Below are 24,339 nucleotides of genomic sequence, written 5' to 3'. Positions count from 1 at the left end.
GGCGCCCCGCGGGCTCAGGGCTCGAACTTGTAGCCCAGGCCGCGCACGGTGACCAGGTGCACCGGCTCCGAGGGGGTCGGCTCGATTTTGGCGCGCAGCCGCTTGACGTGCACGTCCAGGGTCTTGGTGTCGCCGTGGTAGTCGGGGCCCCACACCCGGTCGATGAGCTGGCCGCGGGTGAGCACCCGGCCGGCGTTGCGCAGCAGGTACTCCAGCAGGTCGAACTCCTTCAGCGGCATCGGGGTATCCACCCCGTCCACGGTGACCACATGGGCCTCCACGTCCATCACCACCCGGCCCCCGTCGAGCACGTCGGCGGCCCCCTCGCCGGCGTCGGCCTCGGCGGCGCCGCGGCGCAGCACCGCCCGGATCCGGGCGATCAGCTCCCGGGAGCTGTACGGCTTGGTGACGTAGTCGTCGGCGCCGATCTCCAGGCCCACCACCTTGTCGATCTCGCTGTCCCGGGCGGTGACCATGATCACCGGCACCGAGCTGCGCTGGCGCAGCGTGGTGCACACCTCGGTGCCGCCCATCCCGGGCAGCATCAGGTCCAGCAGCACGATGTCCGGGGCGCGGGCGTCGACCTCGGCGAGCGCGGTCGGCCCGTCGGCGGCGATCCGCACGGTGAAGCCCTCCTTCTCCAGGAGGAAGGCCAGCGGCTCGGCGAGGGCGGCTTCGTCTTCGACGATGAGGACGTCGGTCACTGCGGGTGTCCTTCCTCCCGGGGCGCGGGAAGCTCGATGGTGAAGGTGGATCCGGTGCCCGGTCTGCTCCACACCTTAACGGCCCCGCCGTGGTTGGCGGCGACGTGCTTGACGATCGCCAGGCCCAGACCGGTGCCGCCGGTGGCCCGGGAGCGGGCCTTGTCCACCCGGAAGAAGCGCTCGAAGATCCGCTCCTGATCGGCCAGGGAGATCCCGATCCCCCGGTCGGTGACCCGGATCGCGACCGTCTCCGGATCCGGGCGGGCGCAGCTGACCGTGACCGGGGTGGCCTCCGGGGAGTAGTTCACCGCATTGGAGATCAGGTTCGCCACCGCGGTGACCAGCAGCGCCCGGTCCCCGCGCACCCGCAGATCCGCGGCGCAGTCCCAGGTCAGCGGGATCCCGGCGTCCTCGGCGGGGACCCGGGCCCGGTGCACCGCCTCCTCGATGATCCGGCGCACCGGCAGCTCCTCCAGATCCGGCGGGGCCTCGGCGCCCTGCAGCTTGGACAGCGCGATGAGCTCGGTGATCATCGTGGAGAGCCGGTCCGCCTCCCGGGTCAGGCTGGCCCCGAAGCGCGCCACCGCCTCCGGGTCGCCCTTGGCCTGCACCAGGGCCTCCACCAGCAGGCCCAGCGCGCCGACCGGGGTCTTCAGCTCATGGGAGACGTTGGCGACGAAGTCCCGGCGGGCGGACTCCATGCGCACCAGCTCCGATTCGTCGGTGCCGTAGAGCACCACGAAGCGGTCGTCGGCGACGGTGAGCGGGGCCACCGCGCAGCGCACGCAGGTGTCCGCCGCCCCGGCCCGCCGCGGCGGGATGACCAGGTTCACCGTCTGCGGCTCCCCGGTGTCGAGCACCCGCAGCGCGGTGTCGCGCACCCGCCGGTGCGGGGTGCGCTCATGCACCAGGCCCAGCGCATGGGCCGCCGGGTTGGACAGGATCACGTCCTCGCTGATGTCGAGCACCACGATCCCGGTGGGCGCCCCGCGCACGCACAGGTGCAGCACCTGGCCGATGGTGCTCACCCGCTCCGCCCGCTCCGGCACCCGGGCGGCGGCGACCCGGGCGGCGCGGCGGCGGCGCAGCGCGGCGGCGCCGCCGATCCCGCCGGCGGCGGCGGCCGCGCCCGCGGCGGCGGCGGCGAGGAGCTCGATCACGGGTAAACCATAACGCCCGCGCCCCGGCCCCGCCGGGTGCGGCGGGGCCGGGGCGCGGGCGCGCGGGGGCGGCCGCGGGCTACTTGCCGCCCTGGGCGGCCACCGCGGCGGCGCCGGCGGCGGCGGCCTCCGGGTCGAGGTAGTCGCCGCCCGGGTTGGTCACCGCCCCGGAGTCGTCGATCTTGTAGACCAGCGGGATGCCGGTGGGGATGTTCAGCCCGGCGATGTCCTCGTCGGAGATCCCGTCGAGGTGCTTGACCAGGGCGCGCAGCGAGTTGCCGTGCGCGGCGACGAGCACGGTCTCCCCGCGCTTCAGCCGCGGCAGGATCTCCGCCTCGTAGTAGGGGATGAACCGCTTGACCACGTCGAGCAGGCACTCGGTGCGCGGCACCTCGTCCAGGGCCGCGTAGCGCGGGTCATCGTGCTGGGAGTACTCGGAGTCGTCGGCGAGCTCCGGCGGCGGGGTGTCGTAGGAGCGGCGCCAGCTCATGAACTGGTCCTCGCCGTACTTCTCCTTGGTCTCGGCCTTGTTCAGGCCCTGCAGGGCGCCGTAGTGGCGCTCGTTGAGGCGCCAGTCCCGCACCACCGGGATCCACAGCCGGTCGGCGACGTCGAGGGCCAGGTGCGCGGTGTTGATGGCGCGGCGCAGCAGCGAGGTGTACAGCACCTCGGGCTTCAGCCCGGCCTCCACCAGCAGCTCACCGGCGCGGACGGCCTCCGCCCGGCCCTTGTCGGTCAGCGGCACGTCCACCCAGCCGGTGAACTGGTTGGACGCGTTCCACGCGCTTTGGCCATGACGGAGGAGAATCAGGTTTCCGGTGCTCATACCGCCTATTGTGCCCGAAATCGTCCCCGCGCGCCGCTACTCGGGCAGCGGCGCCCCGCCGCCATGCGCCCGACCTGCGCCGCCGCCCGGCCCCGCATCCCCGGCATCCCCGGCGGCGTCGTCGTCGATGAGGTGCCGGAAGGCGGCGAGGTTGGCCAGGGACTCGCCCCGATCCACCCGCCAGGCCCACTCCCGGCGGATCGAGGAGGCGAAGCCGCGCTCCAGGATCAGGTTGAAGTCCCCGTCCGCGGCCTCCAGCACCTGGCCCAGCAGCCGGTCCAGGTCCTCGTCGGCGAGCCTCGCGGGCAGCTGCCCGACCAGGTAGATGTCCCCGCGGGCGTCCACGGCGTAGCCGACGCCGAACATCCGGCCGTTGCGGCGCAGCAGCAGCCGGTGCACCTCCTCGGCGTTCTCCTCGGGGCGCCGGCAGACGAAGGCCTCCACCCGCAGCGAATCCCGGCCGGGCACCAGGCCCACCACGGTCTTCAGCTTCCGGGTGCCCGGCAGGGTGACCACCGCCGCCGGGTCGGCGAGGGTGTGCTCCACCCCCATCCGGGTCAGCTGGGCGGACAGCTCCGCCAGGGCGTCCTCGGGCCGGTCGGGGCTCATCGGGGCTCCTCTCCCGCGGCGCGCCGGGACCGCGTCAGATCCGGCCGCCGCCGTGTCGGGGGCAGTCGCCGCCGCAGGCGGCGCGGTCGGCGATGGCCCGATTGTAGACCCCCAGCAGGGCCTCGGCGGTGGCCCGCCAGGAGAACCCGGCGGCGTGCGCCGGCGCCGCGGCGGCCATCTCCAGGCGGCGGGCGTCATCGTCGAGCAGGCCGCCGATGGCGTCCGCCCAGCGGGCCGGATCATGGCCCTCGACCAGCAGCCCGGTGACCCCGTCGGCCACCGCCACCGCCAGGCCCCCGACCTTCGCGGCGACCACCGGGGTGCCTGCGGCCTGGGCCTCCATGGCGACCAGGCCGAAGGATTCGTTGTGGCTGGGCACCGCCACCACGTCCGCGGCCCGGTACAGCGAGACCAGCTCCCCGGGCGGCCGGGGCGGCAGGAACCTCGCGTGCGCGCCCAGGCCCAGCTCCGCGGCGAGGTCCAGGAACTCGTCGGGCCGGTCCAGGCCGGTGCCCGAGGGCCCGCCGCAGATGAGCGTGCCCAGCGGCCGGCAGGGGTCCCGGCGCAGCAGCTCGGCGGTGGCGCGCAGCAGCACCTGGGGGCCCTTGAGCCGCTGCAGCCGGCCGACGAAGAGCACGATGTCCGCGTGCAGCGGGATGCCCAGCTCCCGGCGGGCGCGTTCGGTGGCCCGATCCGAGCCCGGCGAGTACATCTCCACGTCCACCCCCGGCGGGATCACCTCGATCCGGGTCGCGTCGGCGTCGTAGTGGTCGACCAGGGCGGCGCGCTCCTCCTCGGTGTTGACCACCATGGAGTCGGCGTTGTCGGCGATCTGCTGCTCGCAGATCCGGCGCGACTCCGGCTCCGCCCGGTCGCCCTCGGCCAGGGCCTGGTTCTTCACCGCGCCCAGGGTGTGCGCGGTGTGCACCAGCGGCACCCGCCACAGGTCCCGGAGCAACCAGCCGACCTGCCCGGAGAGCCAGTAGTGGGAGTGGATCACGTCGTAGGCCAGCCCCTCCCGGCGGGCGAAGGCGAGCACCCCGCCGGCGAAGGCGGCCAGCTGGGTGGGCAGCTCCGCCTTCGCCAGGCCCTCGTAGGGCCCGGCGACGACGTTGATGATCCGCATATTCGGCGCGTACTCCACCACCTCGCCCTGGCTGGGCCGGGTGGCCCGGGTGTAGACGTCCACCCGCGCGCCGGCGCGGGCCAGCTCCAGGCAGGTGTGCAGGATGTAGACGTTCATGCCCCCGGCGTCGCCGGTGCCGGGCTGCTCCAGGGGCGAGGTGTGCATGGACAGCACGGCGACGCGCGGCGCCGTGGGTGGGGTGGTGGGGGCCATTCCCCCAGCCTGCCCCGCATCCCCCGGCCCGACAACCTACGCGCGCGTAGGATGGCCCACGATTCCGCGACCCCGTACCCGAAGGCACCAGGAGACGAACCGATGTCCGAGATGTCCGACGCCGACCGCATCTGGCTGCGGCACTACCCGGAATGGACCCCGCCCCACCTCGACTACGGCGACACCACCCTGGTGGACCTGTACCGGGACGCGGTGCGCACCTGGCCGGACCGGCCGATGCTCACCTTCTTCGGCCGCAGCCGCACCTTCGCCGAGGTCGACGCCCAGGTCCGGCATGCCGCGGGCGTGCTGCGCTCCCTGGGCGTGGGCCAGGGCGACCGGGTGGCGCTGGTGATGCCGAACTGCCCGCAGCATGTGGTGGCCTATCTCGCGGTGCTCAACCTGGGCGCCACCGTGGTGGAGCACAACCCGCTCTACACCGCCCGGGAGCTGCGCGGGCCCTTCGCCGACCATGGCGCGAAAATCGCGATCTGCTGGGACAAGACCGCCCCGGTGCTCGACGAGGTGGCCAGGACCACCCCCCTGGAGACCATCCTGCCGATCAACATGATCGACGACATGCCCTGGGCGCTGCGCACCGCGCTGCGGCTGCCCTTCGGCAAGCTCAAGGCCACCCGCGCCGAGCTGGGCAGCCCCGACCCGCGCACCCGGCCGGGCGTCTTCGCCGGGGACGCCGATCCGGCGAAGACCCCGCCGATGCCGGAACCGGACCGGCCGGTGGCCGCCGATGACGTGGCGGTCATCATGTACACCTCCGGCACCACCGGCGCCCCCAAGGGCGCCCAGCTCACCCACGGCAACCTGGTCGCCAACGTGATGCAGGGCAAGGCCTGGGTGCCGGGCCTGGGCGAGCAGCGCGAGATCGCGCTGGCGGTGCTGCCCATGTTCCACGCCTACGGGCTGACCATCGTCACCAACGTGAGCGTCTACGTCGGCGCGGAGCTGGTGCTGGTGCCGGCGGCGAAGATGGACCTGATCATGAAGGTGATGAAGCGCAACCGGCCCACCTGGGTGCCCGGGGTGCCCACCCTCTACGAGAAGATCATCGAGGAGGCGGAGAGCCGCGGGGACAGCCTGGAGGGCATCCGCTTCGCCTTCTGCGGGGCCTCCACGCTGCCGGTGCGCACCGTGGACAAGTGGGAGCGGCTCACCGGCGGCAAGCTGGTGGAGGGCTACGGCCTCACCGAGACCTCCCCGATCATCGTGGGCAACACCATGGACGGCAACCGCCGGCCCGGCTACGTGGGCGTGCCCTTCCCGGACACCGACGTCAAGATCGTGGACCCGGAGGATCCCGCCCGGGAGCTGCCGCATGGCGAGGAGGGCGAGATCGTGGTCACCGGGCCGCAGGTCTTCGCCGGCTACCTCAACCTGCCGGAGGAGACCGCCGCCTCCTTCACCCCGGACGGGTTCTACCGCACCGGGGACGTCGGGGTGATGGAGCCGGACGGGTTCATCCGGCTGGTCGCCCGGATCAAGGAGGTGATCATCACCGGCGGGTTCAACGTCTACCCCGCCGAGGTGGAGGAGGTGCTCACCGACCATCCGGGCATCGTGGACGCCGCGGTGGTGGGCCTGCCCCTGGCGGACGGCTCCGAGCTGGTGGTCGCCGCGATCACGATCGGGGACTACGCCCGGCTGGACACCTCCGAGTACCGCAACCACTGCCGGGACAACCTCACCCGGTACAAGGTGCCGAAGGCGTACTTCCACCTCGATGAGCTGCCCCGGGACCAGATGGGCAAGGTGCGCCGCCGGGATGTGCGCGATGTGCTGGTCGAGCGCCTCGCCGCGGAGGGCAAGACCGCCGACGATCTGCGCCGCTGACCCCCGCGCCCCCGCGCCCGCCCCGGGCGCGGGGGCGCGTGGCGTGCGCGGTCGCGGCGGTCAGTCCCCGTCGATGGCCACGCCCACCCACACCGGCTCCGGGTGCAGCCGCACCCCGAAGGCGGCGGCCACCCCGTCGCGCACCTCCCGGGCCAGGGCCACCAGGTCCGCGGTGCGCGCGGCGCCCCGGTTGGTCAGCGCCAGGGTGTGCTTGGTGGACAGCCGCACCGGGGCGCCCTCGCCGGGGTAGCCGCGGCCGAAGCCGGCGCGCTCGATGAGCCAGGCCGCGGACAGCTTCACCCGCCCCGCCCTCGCCGGGTGCGCGGGCATCGCCGCGGCCGCCTCCGCCCCGCAGCGCGCCGCCACCGCGGCGCGCACCTCACCGAGCGCCGCGGCGTCGATCACCGGGTTGGTGAAGAAGGAGCCCGCCGACCAGGTGTCGTGATCCGCCGGGTCGAGCACCATGCCCTTGCCCCGGCGCAGCGCCAGCACCTCCCGGCGCACCTCGGCCACCGGGCGGCGGGCCCGGCCGGCGGCGGCCTCGTCGGCGGCCACGCCCAGCCGCCGGGCCAGCTCCCCATAGCGCAGCGGGGCGGACAGCCCGTCGCCGGTGAGCCGCAGCCGCACCGCGAGCACCACCGCCCGGGCGGTGTGCTTGAGGTTGGAGCTGCGGTAGCCCAGCTCCAGGGCCGCCGGCGGGGTCCAGGCGACCTCCCCGGTGGCCCGGTCCAGCAGCAGCGCCTCGGCGAGCACGGAGGAGATCTCCACCCCGTAGGCGCCGACGTTCTGCACCGGGGTGGCCCCGGCGGATCCGGGGATCCCGGAGAGGCATTCCACGCCCCCGGCGCCGGCGGCCACCGCCTGCGCGACCACCCGGTCCCACTCCGCCCCGGCCTCGGCCTCCACCAGGAACCCGTCGCCCTCGGCGCGGACCTCCACCCGGTCGGCGTCGATCACCACGGCGACGAGATCGCCGGGGTCGTCGGCGACCACCAGGTTGGAGCCGCCGCCGACGATGAGCGCCGGCACCCGCCGGGAATCGAGTTCGCGCACCACCGCGACCACCGCGTCCAGGCTGCCGCAGCGCACCGTCGCCGCGGGGGCACCCCCGAGGCGCAGGGTCGTGAGCTGCGAGAACGGCAGATCGCGGATAATTTTCGTTTCCGATATGGCGGAAATCCGGTGAAGGGCTGTCTCGGGCACGTCCCCCACGTTAGTATCGCGGCATGGCTAACCACGCAGACATCGACGTCACCCTCGACAATTCCCCGGCGAAGGTCCACCAGGCCCTGGCCTCCAACGAGTACTGGACCTACCTCGCGGAGAACCTCTCCGACCCCGCCGGGGAGGTCGTCTCCTTCGACGCCTCCGGCGACAACGTCGAGGTGGAACTCAACCAGAAGATGCCCACCGACGCGCTGCCGGACGCGGTGAAGTCCATGGTCAAGTCCGATCTCACCGTCAACCGCCGGATCACCTGGGGCCCGCTGAGCGGCGACGCCGCCTCCGCCACGGTCAACGCCGAGGTGAAGGGCTTCCCGGTGTCCTTCACCGGCACCCAGGACCTCACCGCCTCCGGCGAGGGCGCCGCCCTGGCCACCGGGGTGGACGTGGTGGTCAACGTGCCCATGATGGGCGCCATGCTCGAGCCGAAGGTCGCCGAGGCGGTCAAGGCCATCTTCGAGCGCGAGGCGAAGCTGCTCGACGAGTACGCCGGCCGCAACTAGACCCGGCGCCCCGCCCCTCCCCCGGCGCCCGCCGCCCGGCCCCCATGGCCGGCGCGGCGGGCGCCGCGGCATGGCCGGGGCGGCTCCGTAGACTGGGCGGGGTGCATGCGAAGAACAAGACCCGCCCCGGCCGCGCCGCCGGAATCCTGATCGGACTGCTCGTGGTGGTGGCGCTCATCGCCGCGGCCGCCGAAATCGGCGCCCGCGCCTGGGTGTCCCACCAGATCGACGAGGGCTTCCGGCAGGCGATGGCCGAGGAGTCGGTGACCGCCCCGGAGGACCCGGAGACCTCCTTCGGCGCCGCCCCGCTGCTGCCCGGGCTGCTCTCCCGCAGCATCGGCCGCGCCGAGATCCGCGCCCCGCGCACCCTGCTCATCGAGGACCCCCTCGGCGAACGGGGCGCGCCGGTGGTGCGCGGCACCCCGGCGGCCCGGGTGCTGCTCACCGACCTCGACGTCTCCGACGCGGCCGATCCGGTGGCCGGCGGGGTGGAGATCACCGCGAGCGTGCCCGCGGATCTGATCCTCGCCGAGGCGAACCTGGCCACCCGGCCGGCCGGGGATTCCCTGCTGGAGCGGATGGCCGCCGATCTCACCCGGATGACGAAGGTCACCCCGGACCCCGCCCGCGGGGTGCTGGTCTGCGAATTCGGCGGCGGGCTGGCCTCCGCCGACGTCACCCCGGTCGCCCGCGGCGGGGCGGTGGAGGCCGAGGTCTCCGGGGGCGCCCTGGCCGGGATCGACGCCGACGCGGTGATCGCGGCCCTGGCCGACGCGGCCGTGTCCGGGCCGGTGGCCCAGATCGGCGGCGGGCTCACCGTCACCGGGATCCGGGTGGTCCCCGGCGGCCTCGAGGTGGATCTGGCCGGCTCGGGGGTGCGCCTGTCCGAGCTGCGCGGAATCGACTACGCCACCAGGTAGCCCGGCCCCTCCTGCACCACATGCGCCCCGGCGGCGAGCAGCTCCGCCGCCGCCGGCGCCCCGGCGACCGGCCCGCGGCCGCCCTCGCGCACCGCGATGAGGCCCACCCGGCCGCCGGCCCCGGCCTCGGCCACCGCCCGGGCGAGGATGCGCAGCTGGGCCGGCCCGCCCACCCCCGCCGGATGCCAGCCGGTGGCCGTGGCCAGGGCGTCCGCCCCGCCGGCGACCGCCGCGGCCGCCACCGCGGCCAGGGCCTCCCCGGCCGCCGCCCCGCCGGTGAGCAGCCCGGTCTCCAGTACCACGGTGAGCTGCACCGGGGCGGCGACGGCCTCCCGCAGCGCCACGGTCTGGGCGAGCACCGCGTTCGCGTCCCCGGCGGCGGTGGCCGCCGGATCCGCCACGAAGGCCACGTCACCGGCGCCGCGGTCGGCGGCCAGCCGGGCCTCCGCGGCGGTGACCAGCAGATCGGAGCGGCCCAGCGGGAACCCGGCCACCGCGCCGAGCCGCGGGGCGGGGTCGGCGCCGGCGGCGCGCAGCGCCGCGGCGACGGGGCCCAGCGCCGCGGTGGGCACCCGCACCCCGGCGCAGCCGGCCGCGGCGGCGCGTGCCGCGGCGGCGGCGAGGTCCGCGGCGGGCGCGGCGGGGTCGAGCAGGGCGAGATCGACGCGATCGGGGGGCGCGGGGTTCATGGGCACCCAGCCTAATCCGCGGACTACACTGCGGGGAATGACCGCATCGCCCCTGGCGCAGCCCGCGCTCGCGCCCCAGGAACACCAGTACATCCTCACCCTCGGATGCCCGGATTCCACGGGCATCGTCGCGAAGCTCTCCGGTTTCCTCGCCGGCATCGGCGCCTGGATCACCGAGGCGCACTTCTTCTCCGACCCGGAGTCCGGCTGGTTCTTCACCCGGCAGGCGGTGCGCGCCGAGCCCCTGGAGATGACCCGGGAGGAGGTCGTCGAGGCGCTGCGCCCCCTGGTCGAGGAGCTCGGCGAGGAGGGCAAGCCGGTGAGCTGGCGGGTCACCGACAACGCGGTGCGCAAGAAGGCGGTGATCCTGGTGTCCAAGGAGGGCCACTGCCTGCAGGACCTGCTCGGCCGGGTGGATCAGAACGACTACCCGATGGAGGTGTGCGCGGTGATCGGCAACCACCGCAACCTGGAGCCGCTGGCCGCCGCGCACGGCATCCCCTTCCACCACGTGCCCTTCCCCCCGGACGCGGTGGGCAAGCGCCGCGCCTTCGACGAGGTCGCCGAGCTGGTCAACGCCCATGATCCGGATGCGGTGGTGCTGGCCCGGTTCATGCAGATCCTGCCGCCGGATCTGTGCGAGATGTGGGAGGGCCGGGCGATCAACATCCACCACAGCTTCCTGCCCTCCTTCATGGGCGCCCGCCCCTACCACCAGGCCCATCAGCGGGGGGTGAAGCTCATCGGGGCGACCTGCCACTACGCCACCCAGGATCTGGACGATGGCCCGATCATCGAGCAGGACGTGATCCGGGTCTCGCACAAGGACACCCCGCGGGATATGCAGCGGGAGGGCCGGGACGCGGAGAAGCAGGTGCTCGCCCGGGGGCTGCGCTGGCATCTGGAGGACCGGGTGCAGGTCTACGGCAACCGCACCGTGGTCTTCGACTAGGCCCGCCCCCGGCCCGCGCGGCGGGCTACCGCACCCCGCGGGCCGCCCAGCGGGCGGCGAAGAAGGCGGCGGCCGCCGCCAGCACCACGGTGAGGATCAGCTCCACCTGGCCGAGGTTCGCGGAGAACACCCCGCCCAGCACCGGCAGCACCAGGGCGGGCAGCCCGAAGAACACCACCAGGAACACGCTGGCGAACACCAGCCGCCGCCGGGTTCCGGAATCGTCGTCGGCGCTCATCGGGCACCGGTCCTTCCCTGATCGACATCATGGACGGACCCGAGGATAACGGCCCCCCCCGACCGGACAAGGGGATCGCCGGCGGCCCCGGGGCCTCAGCCCTGGGCGTTGGCCAGCAGATCCTTGATCTGGGGGCGCACGTCGAGCCAGTAGATGCCGGTGATCACCAGGGAGGCGATCACCGGGATGCCCAGCATCAGCCAGCCGATCCAGGGGAAGATCAGGAAGATCGAGCAGCCGGCGAGCAGGCCCGCCCAGGTGCCGCGGGGCTTGCGGTCGGCGGCGGTGAAGGCGTCGGGGCGGGTGCGCAGCACCAGCACCACGCCGATGAGCGCCATGATGCCGACCACCATGGGCACCAGCATCCGGAAGAACAGCTCGATCCAGGCCGGCAGGACCATCAGCAGGTCCCCGCCGGGCGGCAGCAGCGGCAGCGTCACCGGGCGTCCTCCCCCGCGGCCCCGGCGGCGCCGGGCTCCTCGTCGACGTCGACGTCGATCACCTCGACCACCTCGACCTCCTCGGCCTCCCCGGTCCCGGCGGCGGCGTCGGCGGCCCGGGCGGCGCGGGCGGCCGCGTCCGCGGCCCCGGCCTCGGCCTGGGCGCGCAGCGCGCCGAGCAGCGCCTCGGTGACGTCCGCGGCCTGGCGCAGGGCGTCCTGCACCTGCTCGGTGACGCCCTCGTCGTCCATCCGGCGGCGCAGTTGCTCCCCGGCCTCGCGCAGCGGCCGGGTGGCCTCCCGGGCGAGCTCCTCGACATTGCCGGCCAGCCGCTCCGCCCCGGCGGCGTCGCCGGTGCGGGCCGAGCGCAGCAGCCCGGCGATGCCCAGCGGATCCACGATCCGGCCGAAGCCGCCGCCGGCTCCGCGGCGGGCGCGGTCCCGGTGCGCCCCGCCGGGGGCCTCGGCGGCGTCGCCCGCGGCCGGTCCGCCGGGGATGGTCTCCTGCACCACGCGCTCGCCGCGCTCGGCGAGATCCCGGTAGAGCCGGGAGGCGGTCTCCAGGTAGCTGTCCGCGACCTCCCGGAGCTGCTCCGGGCGGAGCCTGGCCAGGCGCTCGGCGACGTCGTCGGGCAGCGCGTCGGCCTTCGCGAAGGCGGCGTCGCCGCGTTCCCGGGTGGCGTCCAGGGCCTCGTCGAAGGCCTCCTGGGCGGCGGACACGGCCCGCCGGAAGGCGTCCCGGGACTGCTCGCCGAGCCGGCCGGCGCCGGCGGCGGCGCGCTCCCGGGCGTCCTTGGCGGCCTCCTCGGAGCGCACCCGCTCCCCGATCTCGCCGAGCAGCTCCACGGTGCGCGCCCCGGCGCCGATCCAGGCGTAGAAGCCGGTGGTCACCAGGTCCAGGGCGCCGCGGGCGCCGGCCTCCCGGCCGGCGGCCCCGCCGGCGGCGTCCTCGCCGGTCCCGGGCGCCTCATGGGCGCCGGCGTCGTCTCGGAAGTCTTCGCGGTCGGTCATGGCCCCTCCTCGGGTCGGCGCCGGCGGCGCATGGGTGGTCGAACGCACCCCACCTTACGCGGGGCCGCCGCCGGGCCGCCCGCTCAGCCGCCGAAGAGCAGCGTGGAGGCGGTGTAGATCGCCAGCCCGGCCAGGGAGCCCACCACGGTGCCGTTGACCCGGATGAACTGCAGGTCCCGGCCCACCATGAGCTCGATCTTGGAGGAGGCCTCGTCGGCGTCCCAGCGCTCCACGGTCTCGGAGATGATGGAGGTGACCTCCCCGCCGTAGTTCACCGCGATGAAGTGCACCGCCGACTCGATCCGGCGGTCGATGGCGGCGCGCAGCTCCCCCTCCGCGCGCAGCCGCGCCCCGTAGGCCGCGGCGGCCTCGGCGATTTTGCGGCGCAGCAGCGACTCCGGGTCCCGGGCGGCGGCCACCACCGCCGTCGCGGTGGCCGCCCAGATCCGCTCCGGGGCGGCGGTCACCGGCCGGGAGTCCATCAGCTCCGCCTTGAGCTCCTCCACCCGCGCCATGGTCTCCGGGTCCTCCTGCAGATCCCGGGCCAGCCGGGCCAGGAAGCGCCGGATCGCGGCCCGGGCCTCGTGCTCGGGGTCCAGGCGCACCCCCCGGGCGAAGTCCACCAGCTCCCGGTGCACCCGCTCCCCGATGAGGTCGTTGACGAAGGCCGGGGCCCAGGAGGGGGCGCGTTCGCCGAGCACCCGGTCGATGAGCGGCCCGGCGCCGATCGCCTTGCGGTGCAGCCAGTCCGCGAGCTGCTGGATCACCGGCTCGGTGCGGCCCTCCTCGATGAGCTGGGCCAGGGCCCGGCCGGCGGGCGGGCCCCAGGCGGGTTCGGCGAGCCGGTCGATGAGCCCGGTGCGGATGATGAGCTCCGCGTCGGCGGGGTCCATCGCCTCCAGGGCGTTGCCGAGGAAGCGGCCCACCTCGGCGCTGACCTGCTCGGGGTGGCCGGGTTCGGTGAGCCAGTCGCCCACCCGCTCCGGGATGTCGGCCTGGCGCACCTTGTCCACGATGAGCGCCGGGTTGAGGAAGTTGGCGCCGACGAAATCGGCCAGGGCCGCGCCCACCTGGTCCTTCTTCCGGCGGATGATCGCGGTGTGCGGGATGGGGATGCCCATCGGGTGCCGGAACAGGGCGGTGACCGCGAACCAGTCGGCGAGGGCGCCGACCATGCCGGCCTCCGCGGCGGCGCGCACGTAACCCACCCAGGCCTCGGGCCGGGCCCCGGCGGCGTGCGCGGAGGCCTCCGCCCAACGGCAGCCGAGGTAGATGAGCGTCGCCGCGACCAGCAGCCCGGTGGCGAAGGCCTTGGATCGGCGCAGTTCGGCGCGTTTGCGGGCCTCGTTCTCCGGGGAGGGCCCGGGCACCGGCAGGGTGCCGTCGGCGCGGGGCGCCGGGTCCGCGGCGCCGGCCCCGTCCGGGGGGTCGGCGGGGGCGGCGGGCGCGGCGGGATCGGGCTGGGCGTGTCGGGCCATGGGCCCCATTATCGCCGCCGGGGCGCCCCGGTCGCGCGGGGGCCCGCCGCCCGGGCGCGTCCCCCCGGAAAAGGGGGGGACCGGCGGATGCGGCGGGGCCCCGCCGCCGGCCGCGGTCGCGCGGTCGGGGGCGGGGCCCCTGGAGGTGCCGGCCGGCGGCGTGCGCCGCCCGACGAGCGGGGGCGGGCCTAGTGGTGGCCGCCGTAGGTGCGCAGGTACTCCTTGTAGTTCTTGCGCCCCTTCTTGATGAGCAGCACGCCGATGGTGACCATCAGCAGGGCGCCGATCAGGCCGCCCCAGAGGAACCACAGGGAGTTGAAGTCGGCGCCGGCGCCGACGACCTGGCCCTGCATGTCGATGTAGCCCTGGTTGTGCGAGGTGTGGGTGCCGAAGATGGTCACCGCGAGGCCGAAGACGAAGGTTCCCCAGAAGGGCAGCGAGCTCAGGATGCAGCCCATGCCGATCCAGGTGACGCTACGGTGCAGGGACGAGTACTCGGCGTTCATGCTCTGCGGCACGTATCCCTCGACGAAGTGCTCCTCGCCCGGGTACCGCTCAGCGACCTTGCTGGCCATATTTTCAGTCCTTCCTTGGGAACCGACTCAGTGAATTCTCAGCCTAGTCGTCTTTGCCCCGGAATGCCGAACGCGCCCGCTCCTTGGAGATGGAGGCGACGGCGGTCAGCGGGATGCCGGCCGGGCAGACCTCGGCGCACTCGCCGAACAGCGAGCAGGGGCCGAAGGTGGTCTCCAGCTGGTCCACCATCTTCCGGGCGCGCAGCCCGCGCTCCTGCTTGCCCATCGGCAGCAGCGACAGGTGCACCAGCTTCGCGCCGGTGAACAGGTGCGCCGCGCCGTTGGGGCAGGCCGCGACGCAGGCGCCGCAGCCGATGCAGGCCGCGTGGTCGAGGGCGAGCTCGGCGGTCTCGTGGTTGACGTGCAGGGTGTCCGCGTCCGGGGCGGTGCCGGCGGCCACGGAGACGTAGCCGCCCTTCTCCATCACCCGGTCCAGGGCGGAGCGGTCCACCACCATGTCCCGGATCACCGGGTAGGCGGCGGAGCGCATCGGCTCGATCTTCAGCGAATCGCCGTCGTCGAACTGGTGCAGCCGCTGCTGGCAGGCCGGGGTGTTCTTGCCCGGGCCATGCGGGCGCCCGTTGACGTTGAGCCCGCAGGTGCCGCAGATGCCCTCACGGCAGTCGGAGGCGAAGGCGAAGGGCTCCTTGCCCGCCTCCACGTACTTGGAGTTGACGTGGTCAAGCAGCTCCAGGATGGACATCTCCGGGACCGCGTCGTCAACGTCGACGGTCTCGAAGTGCCCCTCCGTCTGCGGGCCGGCCTGACGCCAGATCTCAAGATGCAGTTTCATTACTTGTAGTTCCTTGTCATGAGCGGGACGGCCTCGAAGCTGAGGGGTTCGGCGTGGCGGATGAACTCATGCGACTTCAGGTCCCAGGCGGGGCCGTTGTCGCCGCGCTGCCAGGCGGAGACGAAGCACCAGTTGGCGTCGTCGCGCTCGGCCTCGCCCTCCTCGTCGATGTGATCGTCGCGGTAGTGCGCGCCGCAGGACTCGTCCCGGTCCAGGGCGTCGACGCACATGAGCTCACCCAGGTCGAGGTAGTCCGCGACCCGGTTGGCGTACTCCAGCTGCTGGTTCATCTCGTCGGGGTTGCCCGGGATGAACAGGTCCGCCCAGAACTCCTCGCGCAGCTTGCGGATGTTCTGCAGGCCCTCGGCGAGGTCCTTGGTGTTGCGGGCCACGCCGCACACCCGGTACAGCTCCTCGCCGAGCTGGCGGTGGAAGTACTCGGCGCCGTGGCTGCCGCCGATGGACATCAGCTTGTCCAGGCGGGTGCGCACCCGCTCCACGGCCTCCAGGGCCTCGGGGGCGTCCTCGGGCAGCCGGTCGGTGCCCAGCAGCGGGCCGAGGTAGTTCGGCACCGAGAAGGGCAGCGTGAACCAGCCGTCCACGGAGGCCGAGAGCAGCGAGTTCGCGCCCAGCCGGTTGGCGCCGTGGTAGGTCCAGGAGCACTCCCCGCCGGTGAACAGGCCGGGGATGGAGGTCATCTGGTCGAAGTCGCTCCACAGCCCGCCCATGGTGAAGTGGCAGGTCGGGGCGATGCGCATCGGCACCTCGTAGGCGTCGTCGCCGATGGCCTCCTCGTACATCTGGATGAGGTTGGAGTAGCGCTCCTTGATGGTGTCCTTGCCCAGCTCCCGGATCGCGTCCAGCAGGTCCAGGTACACCGAGTTCTTCAGCGGGCCGACGCCGTAGCCGGCGTTGATCTGCTGCGCGTTGGCGCGGGAGGCCACGTCGCGGGGCACCAGGTTGCCGAAGGCCGGGTAGCGGCGCTCCAGGAAGTAGTCCCGCTCGTCCTCGGGGATGTCGTTGGCCGGGCGGTCGTCGCCCTTCTTCTTCGGGGTCCAGATCCGCGCGTCGTTGCGCAGCGACTCCGACATGAGGATGGTCTTGGACTGCCAGTACGCGTTCACCGGCAGGCCGGTGGGGTGGAACTGGATGAACGACGGGGAGGCGAAGTAGGCGCCCTGGTCGTAGGCCCGCATGATCGCCGAGGCGTTGGAGTTCTTCGCCAGGGTGGACATGTGGTACACGTTGCCGTACCCGCCGGTGCCCAGCACCACCGCATGCGCGGTGTGCACGGTGAGCTCGCCGGTGATCAGGTTGCGCATCACCGCGCCCTGGCAGCGGCCGTCGGCGACGATGATGTCCACCATCTCGTTGTGGGTGAACAGCTCCACGTTGCCCAGGCCCACCTGGCGCTGCAGCGCCGAGGAGGTGGACAGCTGCAGCTGCTGCCCGGTCTGGCCGCGGGTGTAGTAGGTGCGGGAGACCTGCACGCCGCCGAAGGAGCGGGTGGCCAGGGCGCCGCCGTACTCGCGGGCGAAGGGGGCGCCGATCGCGTTGAGGTGGTCGATGACGCGCACCGACTCGTCGGCCAGCCGCCAGCAGTCGTTCTCCCGGCAGCGGAAGTCGCCGCCCTTGACGGTGTCCTTGACGTGCCGGTAGGCGCCGTCGTTGTCCACCTTCTTGCCGCGGGCGGAGTTCACGCCGCCCTGGGCGGCGATGGAGTGCGCCCGGCGCGGGGCGTCATGGTAGGTGAACGCCTTCACGTCGTAGCCCAGCTCGCCGAGGGCGGCGGCGGCCGCGCCGGCGGCCAGGCCGGTGCCGATGACCAGGATCCGGAACTTCTTCCGGTTCAGCGGCGAGACGAGGTTGTAGTGGTCCTTCTGGTAGTTCCAGTGCTCGCGCTGGGAGACCTTGTCGCCGGGGCTGTTGTCCCCGATGACGTCGCCGATCTTGACGCCCTCCACGCACGAGGCCGGGGCCTGGAACTCCTTGATGAGTGCTTCTGCAGTCATTGCTTTTCTTTCCTTCGCCCTAGCTGACCAGGCCGGTCAGCACGGCGACCGGGATCGAGATGTTGCCGACCACCACGAGGAGCGGGATCAGGCCGGACAGGAACAGCAGCACCTTGCGCCAGCGGTGCCCGGTGATGCCCAGGTCGCTGGTCGCGGTCCACAGCCCGTGGGACAGGTGCATCAGCAGCGCGAGCTGCGCGATGATGTACCAGATGGCCACCGCGGGGCGGGAGAAGGAGCGGATGACGTTGCCGTAGGCGCCGCCGTGCTCCGCGCTCGCCAGCGCCGCCGCCGCGGCCTCCGGGTTCATGGAGCTGATCGTCTCTGCGTCGAGATGCCCGAACGGCTGCGGGGCGATGGGCTGGACGCCCAGGGTCAGATCCATGATGTGGAAGATGATGAAGGCCAGCAGCACCACGCCGGTGACGATCATGGAGCGGGCGGTGAAGGTGTTCCAGTTGGACACCATCCCCTGGCGGCGGAACTTGCCGCGGGAGCGCCGGGCCCGGCCGTGCAGGGCGAAGGCCCCGTACACGTGCAGGATGAGCGCGACCAGCAGGACGATCCGGAAGATCCAGAGCACGCCCTCGGTCGGCACGGCCGGCGCACCGACCGAGCGCAGGAACACGGCGTAGGCGTTGAAGTGCTCCTCGTTGAGGAAGATCTTCAGGTTGCCCACCATGTGGACGATGACGAACAGGCCGAAGAGGACGCCCGTCACGGCCATGATGAGCTTCAGGGCCCAGGACGGGAATTTCGGCTGCTCACGCAGTGGTTTGGTCGTGATTTTGCCGTGAGCGAGCGCTTCACGGTCGGAACTCGTAACAGTCATGGCACCTCCAGTGTCACTTTCACCTTAATTTCCACGGGGGCGGAACACCATTTCGCCCCCATATTGGTGAGAGTCTCGGCTTCGTCCGCGCACGTCAGGCGATATTTTAAACAGGCTAGGCGATCCTAATGGACAAAGGCGGCACGTCTCATGTATTGGCCATGTCCGCACCCTCCCCGGGGCCGGAATCGGCACCGATCACGATGGTCAGCGGCTCCCGATCCACCACCACCTCGCGGCCGGCCACGGTCACCGGGCCGATGGCGTGGTCACCCTCCTCCAGGGCCACCTCCACGGTGCGCCGGCGCACGGTGACCCGGATCCGGCAGCCGTGGATGGTCAGCCGGTAGGTCAGCCCGCTCCAGTCCTCCGGCAGCCGGGGGTCGATGGTGAACCGGCCGCCGTGGTCCCGGAAGCCGCCGAAGCCGTACACCAGGGACTGCCACACCCCGCCGGCGGAGGCGACGTGCACCCCGTCGGCGGTGTTGCCGTGCAGATCCGCCAGGTCCACGTACAGGCCCCGGATGAAGAAGTCCATGGCCTGCCGGCCGTAGCCCAGCTCCGCGGCGATGATCGACTGCACCACCGCGGACAAGGTGGAGTCCCCGGTGGTCAGCGGGTCGTAGTAGTCGTAGTCGGCGCGCTTCTGCTCCTCGGTGAAGCGGTGGCCCTGCAGGAACAGGGCGAGCACCACGTCGGCCTGCTTGATGATCTGGTGCCGGTAGATGGTCAGCGGGTGGTAGTGCAGCAGCAGCGGCCGCTTCGGCCCGGTCTCCGGGTCGTCGAGCTTCCACCGCTTGCGCAGCAGGAACTGGTCGTCCTGGGGGTGGATGCCGAGGTTCTCGTCGAAGGGGATGTACATCCGGTCGGCGGCCTCCCGCCACTCCCGGACCTCCTCCTCCTCGAGGGCGTGCCGGCGCACCATCGCCTCGAACTCCTGGGGCCGCTCCGCGCGCATCTGCTCCACCACGTCCGCGGCGGCGCGCAGGTTGAACTGCGCCATCACGTTCGTGTACAGGTTGTTGTTCACCACGGTGTTGTACTCGTCCGGGCCGGTCACCGAGTGGATCTGGAAGCCGGAGCGGTCCCGGGTGAAGAAGCCCAGGGAGAGCCAGAACCGGGCGGTGTCGATGAGCAGATCCAGGCCCTCGTCGAGCAGGAAATCGACGTCGCCGGAGGCGTGCACGTACTTCATCAGCGCGTACACGATGTCCGCGTCGATGTGGTACTGGGCGGTGCCCGCGGCGTAGTAGGCGGAGGACTCCTGGCCGTTGATGGTGCGCCAGGGGAACAGCGCCCCGTCGTGGGCGAGTTCGTCGGCGCGGGCCCGGGCCGCCTCCAGCATGTTCCGGCGGAAGCGCAGCGCGCTGCGCGCGAAGGCCGGGGAGGTGTAGGCCAGGAAGGGCAGCACGTAGATCTCGGTGTCCCAGAAGTAGTGCCCGCCGTAGCCGGTGCCGGTCATCCCCTTCGCCGGGATGCCCTGCACCTCGGCGCGGGCGGAGGCCTGCAGCAGCTGGAAGATGTTCCAGCGCACCGCCTGCTGCAGCTCCGGCTGGTCGTGGATCACCACGTCGGAGCGCTCCCAGAACCGCTCCAGCCATTCGCGCTGGTTGTCCTGCAGGGCGCGCAGGCCCACCCGGCGGGCCCGGTTCAGGGTGCGGCTGCACCGGAAGGCCAGCTCCTCGCCGCCGACGTGCCGGGAGGAGTGGTAGGCGACCAGCTTCTCCAGGCGCAGCACGGTGCCCGCCGGGGCGTTGACCTGGTACACCATCGAGGCGGTGTCCTCCTCGGTGAGCTGCTCGGTGCCCACATGGGGCGCCGGCTCGCCCTCCGGGACGGTCACGGTGAGCTCATTGGCCATGGCGCAGCCCACGGTCATCCCGGAGCCGGCGCAGCGGAAGGCCAGGGTGGCCCGGCCCGGCTCCGACTCGGTCTGGAAGATCGGCAGCAGCACCCGCTCCTCCAGGGTCTCCGCCCGGCGCGGGTCGAGCTCCTTGCCCTGGGCGGTGGCCGGGTCGCAGTACTCGTCCTCCCCGTCCTGCCGGTTGAGCAGCTGGGAGGAGATGGTCACCGCCGCCGGGGAGTCCAGCAGCTCCACCTCCAGGGAGAGCACCGCCAGGTGCTTCTCCTGCAGGGAGACCATCCGGTCCGAGGTGACCCGGATCCGCTTGCCGCCGGGGGTGCGCCAGATGAAGCGGCGGCGCAGCACCCCCTCCCGGAAGTCCAGGCAGCGCTCGTAGTCGACCACCTCGGCGCTGGCCAGGCGCAGCGGCTCATCGTCGACGTAGAGCCGCATCGGCTTCGCGTCCGGGGCGTTGACGATGGTCTGGCCCTCCCGGGCCAGCCCGTAGGCGTCCTCGGCGTGCCGGATTGGCCAGGTCTCGTGCAGCCCGTTGACGAAGGTGCCGTGCTCGGCGGAGTCCCGGCCCTCCGGGGGGTTGCCGCGCATGCCCAGGTAGCCGTTGGACAGGGCGAAGAGGGTCTCCGAGACCCCCAGCGGGATGCCCTCCGGGCGGGACTCGATGAGCCGCCACTCGTCCACCGGCATCGTCGCCCGGTCCAGCAGCGACTCCGCGTCGATGCCGTGGTGGTGCACGTCGGCCCGGGAGACCGGGAAGTCCCGGCGGGCCCGGCGGCGGGCCGCCGAGGTCGCCGAGACCCGCTCCCCGCCGGCGCGGTCCGGCTCCGGGGCGGGGGCGGTGTCCGCGGTGGCGGGGCCCTCGGCCAGGCCGGTGCCGGCGGCGGGGGTGCGCTCCGGGTTCATCGGATGAGCTCCGCCAGGTCGGCGACCACCCGGTCCGCGCCGGCGGCGGCCAGCGCCGCCGCCCCGGCGCCCCGGTCCACGCCGATGACCTCCCCGAAACCGCCGGCGTGGCCGGCGGCGACCCCGCTGACCGCGTCCTCGACCACGGTGGCCGCCGCCGGGTCCACGCCCAGCTCGGCCGCGGCGCGCAGGTAGGTGTCCGGGGCGGGTTTGCCGGCCAGGCCCAGCGCATGGGCGCGGGTGCCGTCGAGCACCACCGCGAAGCGCTCCGCCAGCCCGGCGGCGGCGAGCACCGCATGGGTGTTGCGGGAGGAGCTGACCACCGCCACCGCCGGGGGCTCCGGCAGCGCGGCGAGGTGGTCGAGGTAGGCCACCGACCCCGGGTAGGGGTCCACCCCGGCGGCGATCCGCTCGCCGAACATGGCGTTCTTGCGCTCCCCCAGCCCGGCGACGGTGTCCGGCCCCGGGCCCTCGGCCGGGTCGCCCTCGGGCAGTTCGATGCCCCGGTCGGCGAGCAGGGCGCGGATGCCCTCGTCGCGGCGGCGGCCGTCGAGGTGGGCGAAGTAGTCCGCGGGCGTCCACGGCGCCGCCCCCCGGGCGGCCAGGAAGGCGCCGAACATGTCCCCCCAGGCGGCCTGGTGGTAGTCGGCGGTGGGGGTGAGCACCCCGTCCAGGTCGAACAGCACGGCGCGGCGGCTGGGGCCCATGCGCACTCCTTTTCATCACGCTGGCTCGGCCCGCCCGATGATTCGGCGGGCCGCGGTCTCCCCCACCCTATCGATCCGCGGGTGCGGGCAGACGGCGAGCCGCCGCCGGCCGGGCCCCGGGGGCGGGGTCCGGCCGGCGGCGGCGCGGGTGCGCGGCGCGGCCCCCGCGGGGGCCGCGCCGGCGGGCGGCTAGCCCTGGTCGATGCCCTCGCGGGCCTTGAACTCCAGGCGGCGCCGGTGCAGGATCGGCTCGGTGTAGCCGGAGGGCTGGGCGGTGCCCTCCAGGATGAGCTCGCGGGCGGCCTGCCAGCCGATGGAGCGGTCGAAGTCCTCGCACATCGGCAGGTAGTTGTCGTCGCCGGCGTTCTGCCGGTCGACCACCGCGGCCATCCGCTTCAGCGAGTCGATGACCTGGTCCTCGGTGATCACCCCGTGGGTGAGCCAGTTGGCCAGGGTCTGCGAGGAGATCCGCAGGGTGGCGCGGTCCTCCATCAGGTCCACGTCGTTGATGTCGGGGACCTTGGAGCAGCCCACGCCCTGCTCCACCCAGCGGATCACGTAGCCGAGGATGGACTGGCAGTTGTTGTCCAGCTCGTTGCGGCGCTCCTCATCGGACCAGTCCGCGCCCGGCTCGCCGACCTTCGCGGCGTCCACCGGGATGGTGAGCAGGTCGTCGAAGGTCTCCCGGCGGCCGTCGGTCATCAGCTTGTCCTGGACCTCGAAGACGTCCACCTCGTGGTAGTGGGTGGCGTGCAGCACCGCGCCGGTGGGCGAGGGCACCCAGGCGGTGGAGGCGCCCTGCTTGGGCTGGCCGATCTTCTGCTCCAGCAGCTCGGCCATCTGCTCGGTCATCGCCCACATGCCCTTGCCGATCTGGGCCTTGCCCTGCAGGCCGTGCGCCAGGCCGGCGTCGACGTTGTTGTCCTCGTAGGCGAGCATCCACGGCGCGGTCTTCTGCACCGCCTTGCGGTACATCGGGCCGGCCTGCATGGAGGTGTGGATCTCGTCGCCGGTGCGGTCCATGAACCCGGTGTTGATGAACACCACCCGGTCCGGGATCTGGGCGATGCAGGCGTCCAGGTTCACCGAGGTGCGCCGCTCCTCGTCCATCAGGCCCACCTTGAGGGTGTGCCGGTCCAGGCCGAGCAGGTCCTCCACCGCGCCGAAGAGGTCGTCGGTGAAGGCGACCTCGTCGGGGCCGTGCTGCTTGGGCTTGACGATGTAGATGGAGCCGGTGCGGGAGTTGCGCCGCTGGTTGTCCTCGGCCAGGCCGGGGATGGCGCACACCGAGGTCAGCACCGCGTCCATGATGCCCTCGAAGATCTCCGCCCCGGACTCGTCCAGGATGGCGGGGTTGCGCATCAGGTGGCCGACGTTGCGCACCAGGTTCAGGGAGCGGCCGTGCAGCCGCACGTCATTGCCCTCGAGATCGGTGTAGTGCCGGTCGTCGTTGACGGCGCGCTTGGCGGGCTTGCCGTTCTTGACGATGTCGACCTCCAGGTCGCCGACGTTGAGGCCCAGCCAGTTGGAGTAGCCGAGCACCTTGTCCGCGGCGTCGACCGCGGCGACGGAGTCCTCCAGGTCCATGATGTTGGTGACCGCGGCCTCCAGCACGATGTCCTTCACCCCGGCCTTGTCGGTCTTGCCGATCGGCGAGTCGGGGTCGATGAGCAGCTGGATGTGCAGCCCGTTGTGCTTGAAGTAGTAGGAGTCCGGGGCGCCGGCGTCGCCGGTGTAGCCGACCAGGGCGCCGGGCTCGCGCAGGCCCACGGGGGAGCCGTCGACGGTGGCGGTGAAGCGGCCGTCGGTGATCGCGTAGCCGGTGGCGTCGGCGTGGCTGCCCTCCAGCAGCGGCAGCGCCGTGTCCAGGAAGTCCCGGCCCCAGGCGATCACCCGGTCGCCGCGGACCTTGTTGTAGCCGCCGGACTTCTCCGCGCCGCCGTCCTCGGGGATCGCGTTGGTGCCGTAGAGGGCGTCGTAGAGCGAGCCCCAGCGCGCGTTGGCGGCGTTGATCGCGAAGCGGGCGTTGAGCACCGGCACCACCAGCTGCGGGCCGGCGGTGGAGGTGATCTCCTCGTCGACGTTGGCGGTGTTCACGGTGAACTCGCCCGGATCCTCGGCGAGGTAGCCGATCTCCTTGAGGAAGGAGACGTAGGCGTCGTGATCCTGCGGGCCGGGGTGCTCCCGGTACCAGTCGTCGAGCTTGGCCTGCAGCTCATCGCGGGTGGCCAGCAGCTCCTCGTTGCGGGGGGTGAACTTCGCGACGATCTCGCCGAACCCCTGCCAGAAGGCGTCCTTGTCCCCGATGCCGGCCGTGGGCAGGGCGGTGTCGTTGACGAAGTCGTACAGGACCTTGGCGACCTGCAGGCCGCCGACGGTGATGCGTTCGGTCATTTTGCTCCTTCATGAGAGGTGTTCGTCGACGCGGGGTTAGGCGCGTCGCGCGCCGGCCGGGTGCGGGCCGCGCGGCGGGTGGGGCGGGGTCGCGGTCGGGCGTCGCGTGGGCGCCGGGGCCGCCACCGGAAACGCACCCGTTGGATCCACCATATGTGATCCGCGTCTCGGCCGTGGTGGCCCGGCGTCCGGCTCCCCCCGCCGGGGCGGGCCTGCCGGGGCCGATCCGGGCCCCCACCCCCCGCCACCCCCGACCCATGCGCGGCCGGCGGCGCCGCCCCGGTGGAGCGGCCATCGCCGACCCCCGCCATTCGGGGGTGGA

Annotated in this window: 22 protein-coding genes; 4 read left to right on the top strand and 18 right to left on the bottom strand. The window is 73.0% G+C overall.

The features are described 5' to 3' along the window. Positions 1 to 14 precede the first annotated feature (14 nt). From CSPHI_RS01100 to mshA, 5 genes are all read right to left on the bottom strand, one after another. Entirely contained in the window at positions 15 to 704 is a 690-nt protein-coding gene (locus CSPHI_RS01100) for a response regulator transcription factor (RefSeq protein WP_075691114.1), read from the bottom strand. Continuing rightward, entirely contained in the window at positions 701 to 1,864 is a 1,164-nt protein-coding gene (locus tag CSPHI_RS01095) for a sensor histidine kinase (RefSeq protein WP_075691113.1), read from the bottom strand. Before CSPHI_RS01095 ends, CSPHI_RS01100 begins: the two co-directional genes overlap by 4 nt. Positions 1,865 to 1,943: 79 nt before the next feature. Next, positions 1,944 to 2,690 carry a phosphoglyceromutase gene (locus tag CSPHI_RS01090; RefSeq protein ID WP_075691112.1) on the bottom strand — a complete coding sequence of 249 codons (747 nt, stop codon included), beginning with the start codon at positions 2,688 to 2,690 and terminating at the stop codon, positions 1,944 to 1,946. Positions 2,691 to 2,726: 36 nt separating this feature from the next. Then, on the bottom strand, positions 2,727 to 3,299 hold the full coding sequence (locus tag CSPHI_RS01085) for a type III secretion system chaperone family protein (protein ID WP_075691111.1): 573 nt from the start codon (positions 3,297 to 3,299) through the stop codon (positions 2,727 to 2,729). 34 nt (positions 3,300 to 3,333) lie between these two features. Next, on the bottom strand, positions 3,334 to 4,638 hold the full coding sequence (mshA, locus tag CSPHI_RS01080; protein WP_075691110.1) for a D-inositol-3-phosphate glycosyltransferase: 1,305 nt from the start codon (positions 4,636 to 4,638) through the stop codon (positions 3,334 to 3,336). Positions 4,639 to 4,749: 111 nt separating this feature from the next. On the opposite strand from mshA, the gene CSPHI_RS01075 reads away from it, so the two are divergent. Next, on the top strand, positions 4,750 to 6,486 hold the full coding sequence (locus CSPHI_RS01075) for a long-chain-fatty-acid--CoA ligase (RefSeq protein ID WP_075693592.1): 1,737 nt from the start codon (positions 4,750 to 4,752) through the stop codon (positions 6,484 to 6,486). 60 nt (positions 6,487 to 6,546) lie between these two features. Here the strand turns inward: CSPHI_RS01075 and CSPHI_RS01070 are convergent, their stop codons facing one another. Beyond that, positions 6,547 to 7,689 (bottom strand): UDP-N-acetylmuramate dehydrogenase, encoded by a 1,143-nt coding sequence (locus CSPHI_RS01070; protein WP_075691109.1) that lies wholly within the window; start codon positions 7,687 to 7,689, stop codon positions 6,547 to 6,549. A 23-nt stretch (positions 7,690 to 7,712) separates the two neighbouring features. Between CSPHI_RS01070 and CSPHI_RS01065 the strand changes: the two genes are divergently transcribed. Then, positions 7,713 to 8,213, top strand: a complete 501-nt coding sequence (locus CSPHI_RS01065; protein ID WP_075691108.1) for a DUF2505 domain-containing protein — start codon at positions 7,713 to 7,715, stop codon at positions 8,211 to 8,213. A 101-nt stretch (positions 8,214 to 8,314) separates the two neighbouring features. After that, positions 8,315 to 9,133, top strand: coding sequence for an LmeA family phospholipid-binding protein (locus CSPHI_RS01060; RefSeq protein ID WP_075691107.1), 819 nt, complete (start codon positions 8,315 to 8,317; stop codon positions 9,131 to 9,133). Here the strand turns inward: CSPHI_RS01060 and CSPHI_RS01055 are convergent. Further along, positions 9,118 to 9,822, bottom strand: coding sequence for a beta/alpha barrel domain-containing protein (locus CSPHI_RS01055; protein ID WP_075691106.1), 705 nt, complete (start codon positions 9,820 to 9,822; stop codon positions 9,118 to 9,120). The genes CSPHI_RS01060 and CSPHI_RS01055 overlap by 16 nt on opposite strands. Positions 9,823 to 9,859: 37 nt before the next feature. Between CSPHI_RS01055 and purU the strand changes: the two genes are divergently transcribed. Next, a complete protein-coding gene (gene purU / locus CSPHI_RS01050; protein ID WP_075691105.1) occupies positions 9,860 to 10,774 on the top strand; it encodes a formyltetrahydrofolate deformylase in 915 nt (304 codons plus the stop codon). Between the two features lie 25 nt (positions 10,775 to 10,799). On the opposite strand, the gene CSPHI_RS11965 is transcribed toward purU, so the two are convergent. The 11 genes from CSPHI_RS11965 to CSPHI_RS00995 all read right to left on the bottom strand — a co-directional run bounded on the left by CSPHI_RS11965 (position 10,800) and on the right by CSPHI_RS00995 (position 24,017). Continuing rightward, positions 10,800 to 11,012: a hypothetical protein gene (locus CSPHI_RS11965; protein ID WP_075691104.1), complete on the bottom strand. Its 213-nt coding sequence runs from the start codon at positions 11,010 to 11,012 to the stop codon at positions 10,800 to 10,802. A gap of 95 nt (positions 11,013 to 11,107) precedes the next feature. Beyond that, positions 11,108 to 11,452, bottom strand: coding sequence for a DUF2516 family protein (locus CSPHI_RS01040; RefSeq protein WP_075691103.1), 345 nt, complete (start codon positions 11,450 to 11,452; stop codon positions 11,108 to 11,110). Continuing rightward, positions 11,449 to 12,462: a hypothetical protein gene (locus CSPHI_RS01035; protein ID WP_075691102.1), complete on the bottom strand. Its 1,014-nt coding sequence runs from the start codon at positions 12,460 to 12,462 to the stop codon at positions 11,449 to 11,451. The genes CSPHI_RS01040 and CSPHI_RS01035 overlap by 4 nt, the downstream gene beginning before the upstream one ends. An 83-nt stretch (positions 12,463 to 12,545) precedes the next feature. Beyond that, positions 12,546 to 13,940: a DUF445 domain-containing protein gene (locus tag CSPHI_RS01030; RefSeq protein ID WP_084210163.1), complete on the bottom strand. Its 1,395-nt coding sequence runs from the start codon at positions 13,938 to 13,940 to the stop codon at positions 12,546 to 12,548. Positions 13,941 to 14,128: 188 nt separating this feature from the next. Next, positions 14,129 to 14,515, bottom strand: coding sequence for an LPXTG cell wall anchor domain-containing protein (locus CSPHI_RS01025; protein WP_075691101.1), 387 nt, complete (start codon positions 14,513 to 14,515; stop codon positions 14,129 to 14,131). A gap of 43 nt (positions 14,516 to 14,558) precedes the next feature. Then, positions 14,559 to 15,308 carry a succinate dehydrogenase/fumarate reductase iron-sulfur subunit gene (locus CSPHI_RS01020; protein WP_075691100.1) on the bottom strand — a complete coding sequence of 250 codons (750 nt, stop codon included), beginning with the start codon at positions 15,306 to 15,308 and terminating at the stop codon, positions 14,559 to 14,561. Next, positions 15,308 to 17,320, bottom strand: coding sequence for a fumarate reductase/succinate dehydrogenase flavoprotein subunit (locus tag CSPHI_RS01015; RefSeq protein ID WP_075691099.1), 2,013 nt, complete (start codon positions 17,318 to 17,320; stop codon positions 15,308 to 15,310). Before CSPHI_RS01015 ends, CSPHI_RS01020 begins: the two co-directional genes overlap by 1 nt. A 19-nt stretch (positions 17,321 to 17,339) precedes the next feature. Next, positions 17,340 to 18,152 (bottom strand): succinate dehydrogenase cytochrome b subunit, encoded by an 813-nt coding sequence (locus CSPHI_RS01010; RefSeq protein ID WP_075691098.1) that lies wholly within the window; start codon positions 18,150 to 18,152, stop codon positions 17,340 to 17,342. A 148-nt stretch (positions 18,153 to 18,300) separates the two neighbouring features. Then, on the bottom strand, positions 18,301 to 20,916 hold the full coding sequence (locus tag CSPHI_RS01005) for a glycoside hydrolase family 65 protein (RefSeq protein ID WP_084210162.1): 2,616 nt from the start codon (positions 20,914 to 20,916) through the stop codon (positions 18,301 to 18,303). After that, positions 20,913 to 21,623, bottom strand: a complete 711-nt coding sequence (locus tag CSPHI_RS01000) for an HAD family hydrolase (RefSeq protein ID WP_075691097.1) — start codon at positions 21,621 to 21,623, stop codon at positions 20,913 to 20,915. The genes CSPHI_RS01005 and CSPHI_RS01000 overlap by 4 nt, the downstream gene beginning before the upstream one ends. A gap of 189 nt (positions 21,624 to 21,812) precedes the next feature. Then, positions 21,813 to 24,017 (bottom strand): malate synthase G, encoded by a 2,205-nt coding sequence (locus CSPHI_RS00995; protein ID WP_075691096.1) that lies wholly within the window; start codon positions 24,015 to 24,017, stop codon positions 21,813 to 21,815. Positions 24,018 to 24,339: the final 322 nt, after the last annotated feature.

Origin of the sequence: Corynebacterium sphenisci DSM 44792 (assembly GCF_001941505.1) — a bacterium.
Taxonomy (GTDB): Bacteria; Actinomycetota; Actinomycetes; order Mycobacteriales; family Mycobacteriaceae; genus Corynebacterium; species Corynebacterium sphenisci.
This window is presented reverse-complemented; position numbering and strand designations above follow the sequence as displayed.

Coding starts and splice junctions, on each gene's coding strand:
- CSPHI_RS01055 (WP_075691106.1), bottom strand. CDS start 9,822: ATGAACCCCGCGCCCCCCGATCGCGTCGATCTCGCCCTGCTCGACCCC.
- CSPHI_RS01065 (WP_075691108.1), top strand. CDS start 7,713: ATGGCTAACCACGCAGACATCGACGTCACCCTCGACAATTCCCCGGCG.
- CSPHI_RS01015 (WP_075691099.1), bottom strand. CDS start 17,320: ATGACTGCAGAAGCACTCATCAAGGAGTTCCAGGCCCCGGCCTCGTGC.
- mshA (WP_075691110.1), bottom strand. CDS start 4,638: ATGGCCCCCACCACCCCACCCACGGCGCCGCGCGTCGCCGTGCTGTCC.
- CSPHI_RS01035 (WP_075691102.1), bottom strand. CDS start 12,462: ATGACCGACCGCGAAGACTTCCGAGACGACGCCGGCGCCCATGAGGCG.
- CSPHI_RS01085 (WP_075691111.1), bottom strand. CDS start 3,299: ATGAGCCCCGACCGGCCCGAGGACGCCCTGGCGGAGCTGTCCGCCCAG.
- purU (WP_075691105.1), top strand. CDS start 9,860: ATGACCGCATCGCCCCTGGCGCAGCCCGCGCTCGCGCCCCAGGAACAC.
- CSPHI_RS00995 (WP_075691096.1), bottom strand. CDS start 24,017: ATGACCGAACGCATCACCGTCGGCGGCCTGCAGGTCGCCAAGGTCCTG.
- CSPHI_RS01000 (WP_075691097.1), bottom strand. CDS start 21,623: ATGGGCCCCAGCCGCCGCGCCGTGCTGTTCGACCTGGACGGGGTGCTC.
- CSPHI_RS01010 (WP_075691098.1), bottom strand. CDS start 18,152: ATGACTGTTACGAGTTCCGACCGTGAAGCGCTCGCTCACGGCAAAATC.
- CSPHI_RS01030 (WP_084210163.1), bottom strand. CDS start 13,940: ATGGCCCGACACGCCCAGCCCGATCCCGCCGCGCCCGCCGCCCCCGCC.
- CSPHI_RS11965 (WP_075691104.1), bottom strand. CDS start 11,012: ATGAGCGCCGACGACGATTCCGGAACCCGGCGGCGGCTGGTGTTCGCC.
- CSPHI_RS01005 (WP_084210162.1), bottom strand. CDS start 20,916: ATGAACCCGGAGCGCACCCCCGCCGCCGGCACCGGCCTGGCCGAGGGC.
- CSPHI_RS01075 (WP_075693592.1), top strand. CDS start 4,750: ATGTCCGACGCCGACCGCATCTGGCTGCGGCACTACCCGGAATGGACC.
- CSPHI_RS01025 (WP_075691101.1), bottom strand. CDS start 14,515: ATGGCCAGCAAGGTCGCTGAGCGGTACCCGGGCGAGGAGCACTTCGTC.
- CSPHI_RS01020 (WP_075691100.1), bottom strand. CDS start 15,308: ATGAAACTGCATCTTGAGATCTGGCGTCAGGCCGGCCCGCAGACGGAG.
- CSPHI_RS01090 (WP_075691112.1), bottom strand. CDS start 2,690: ATGAGCACCGGAAACCTGATTCTCCTCCGTCATGGCCAAAGCGCGTGG.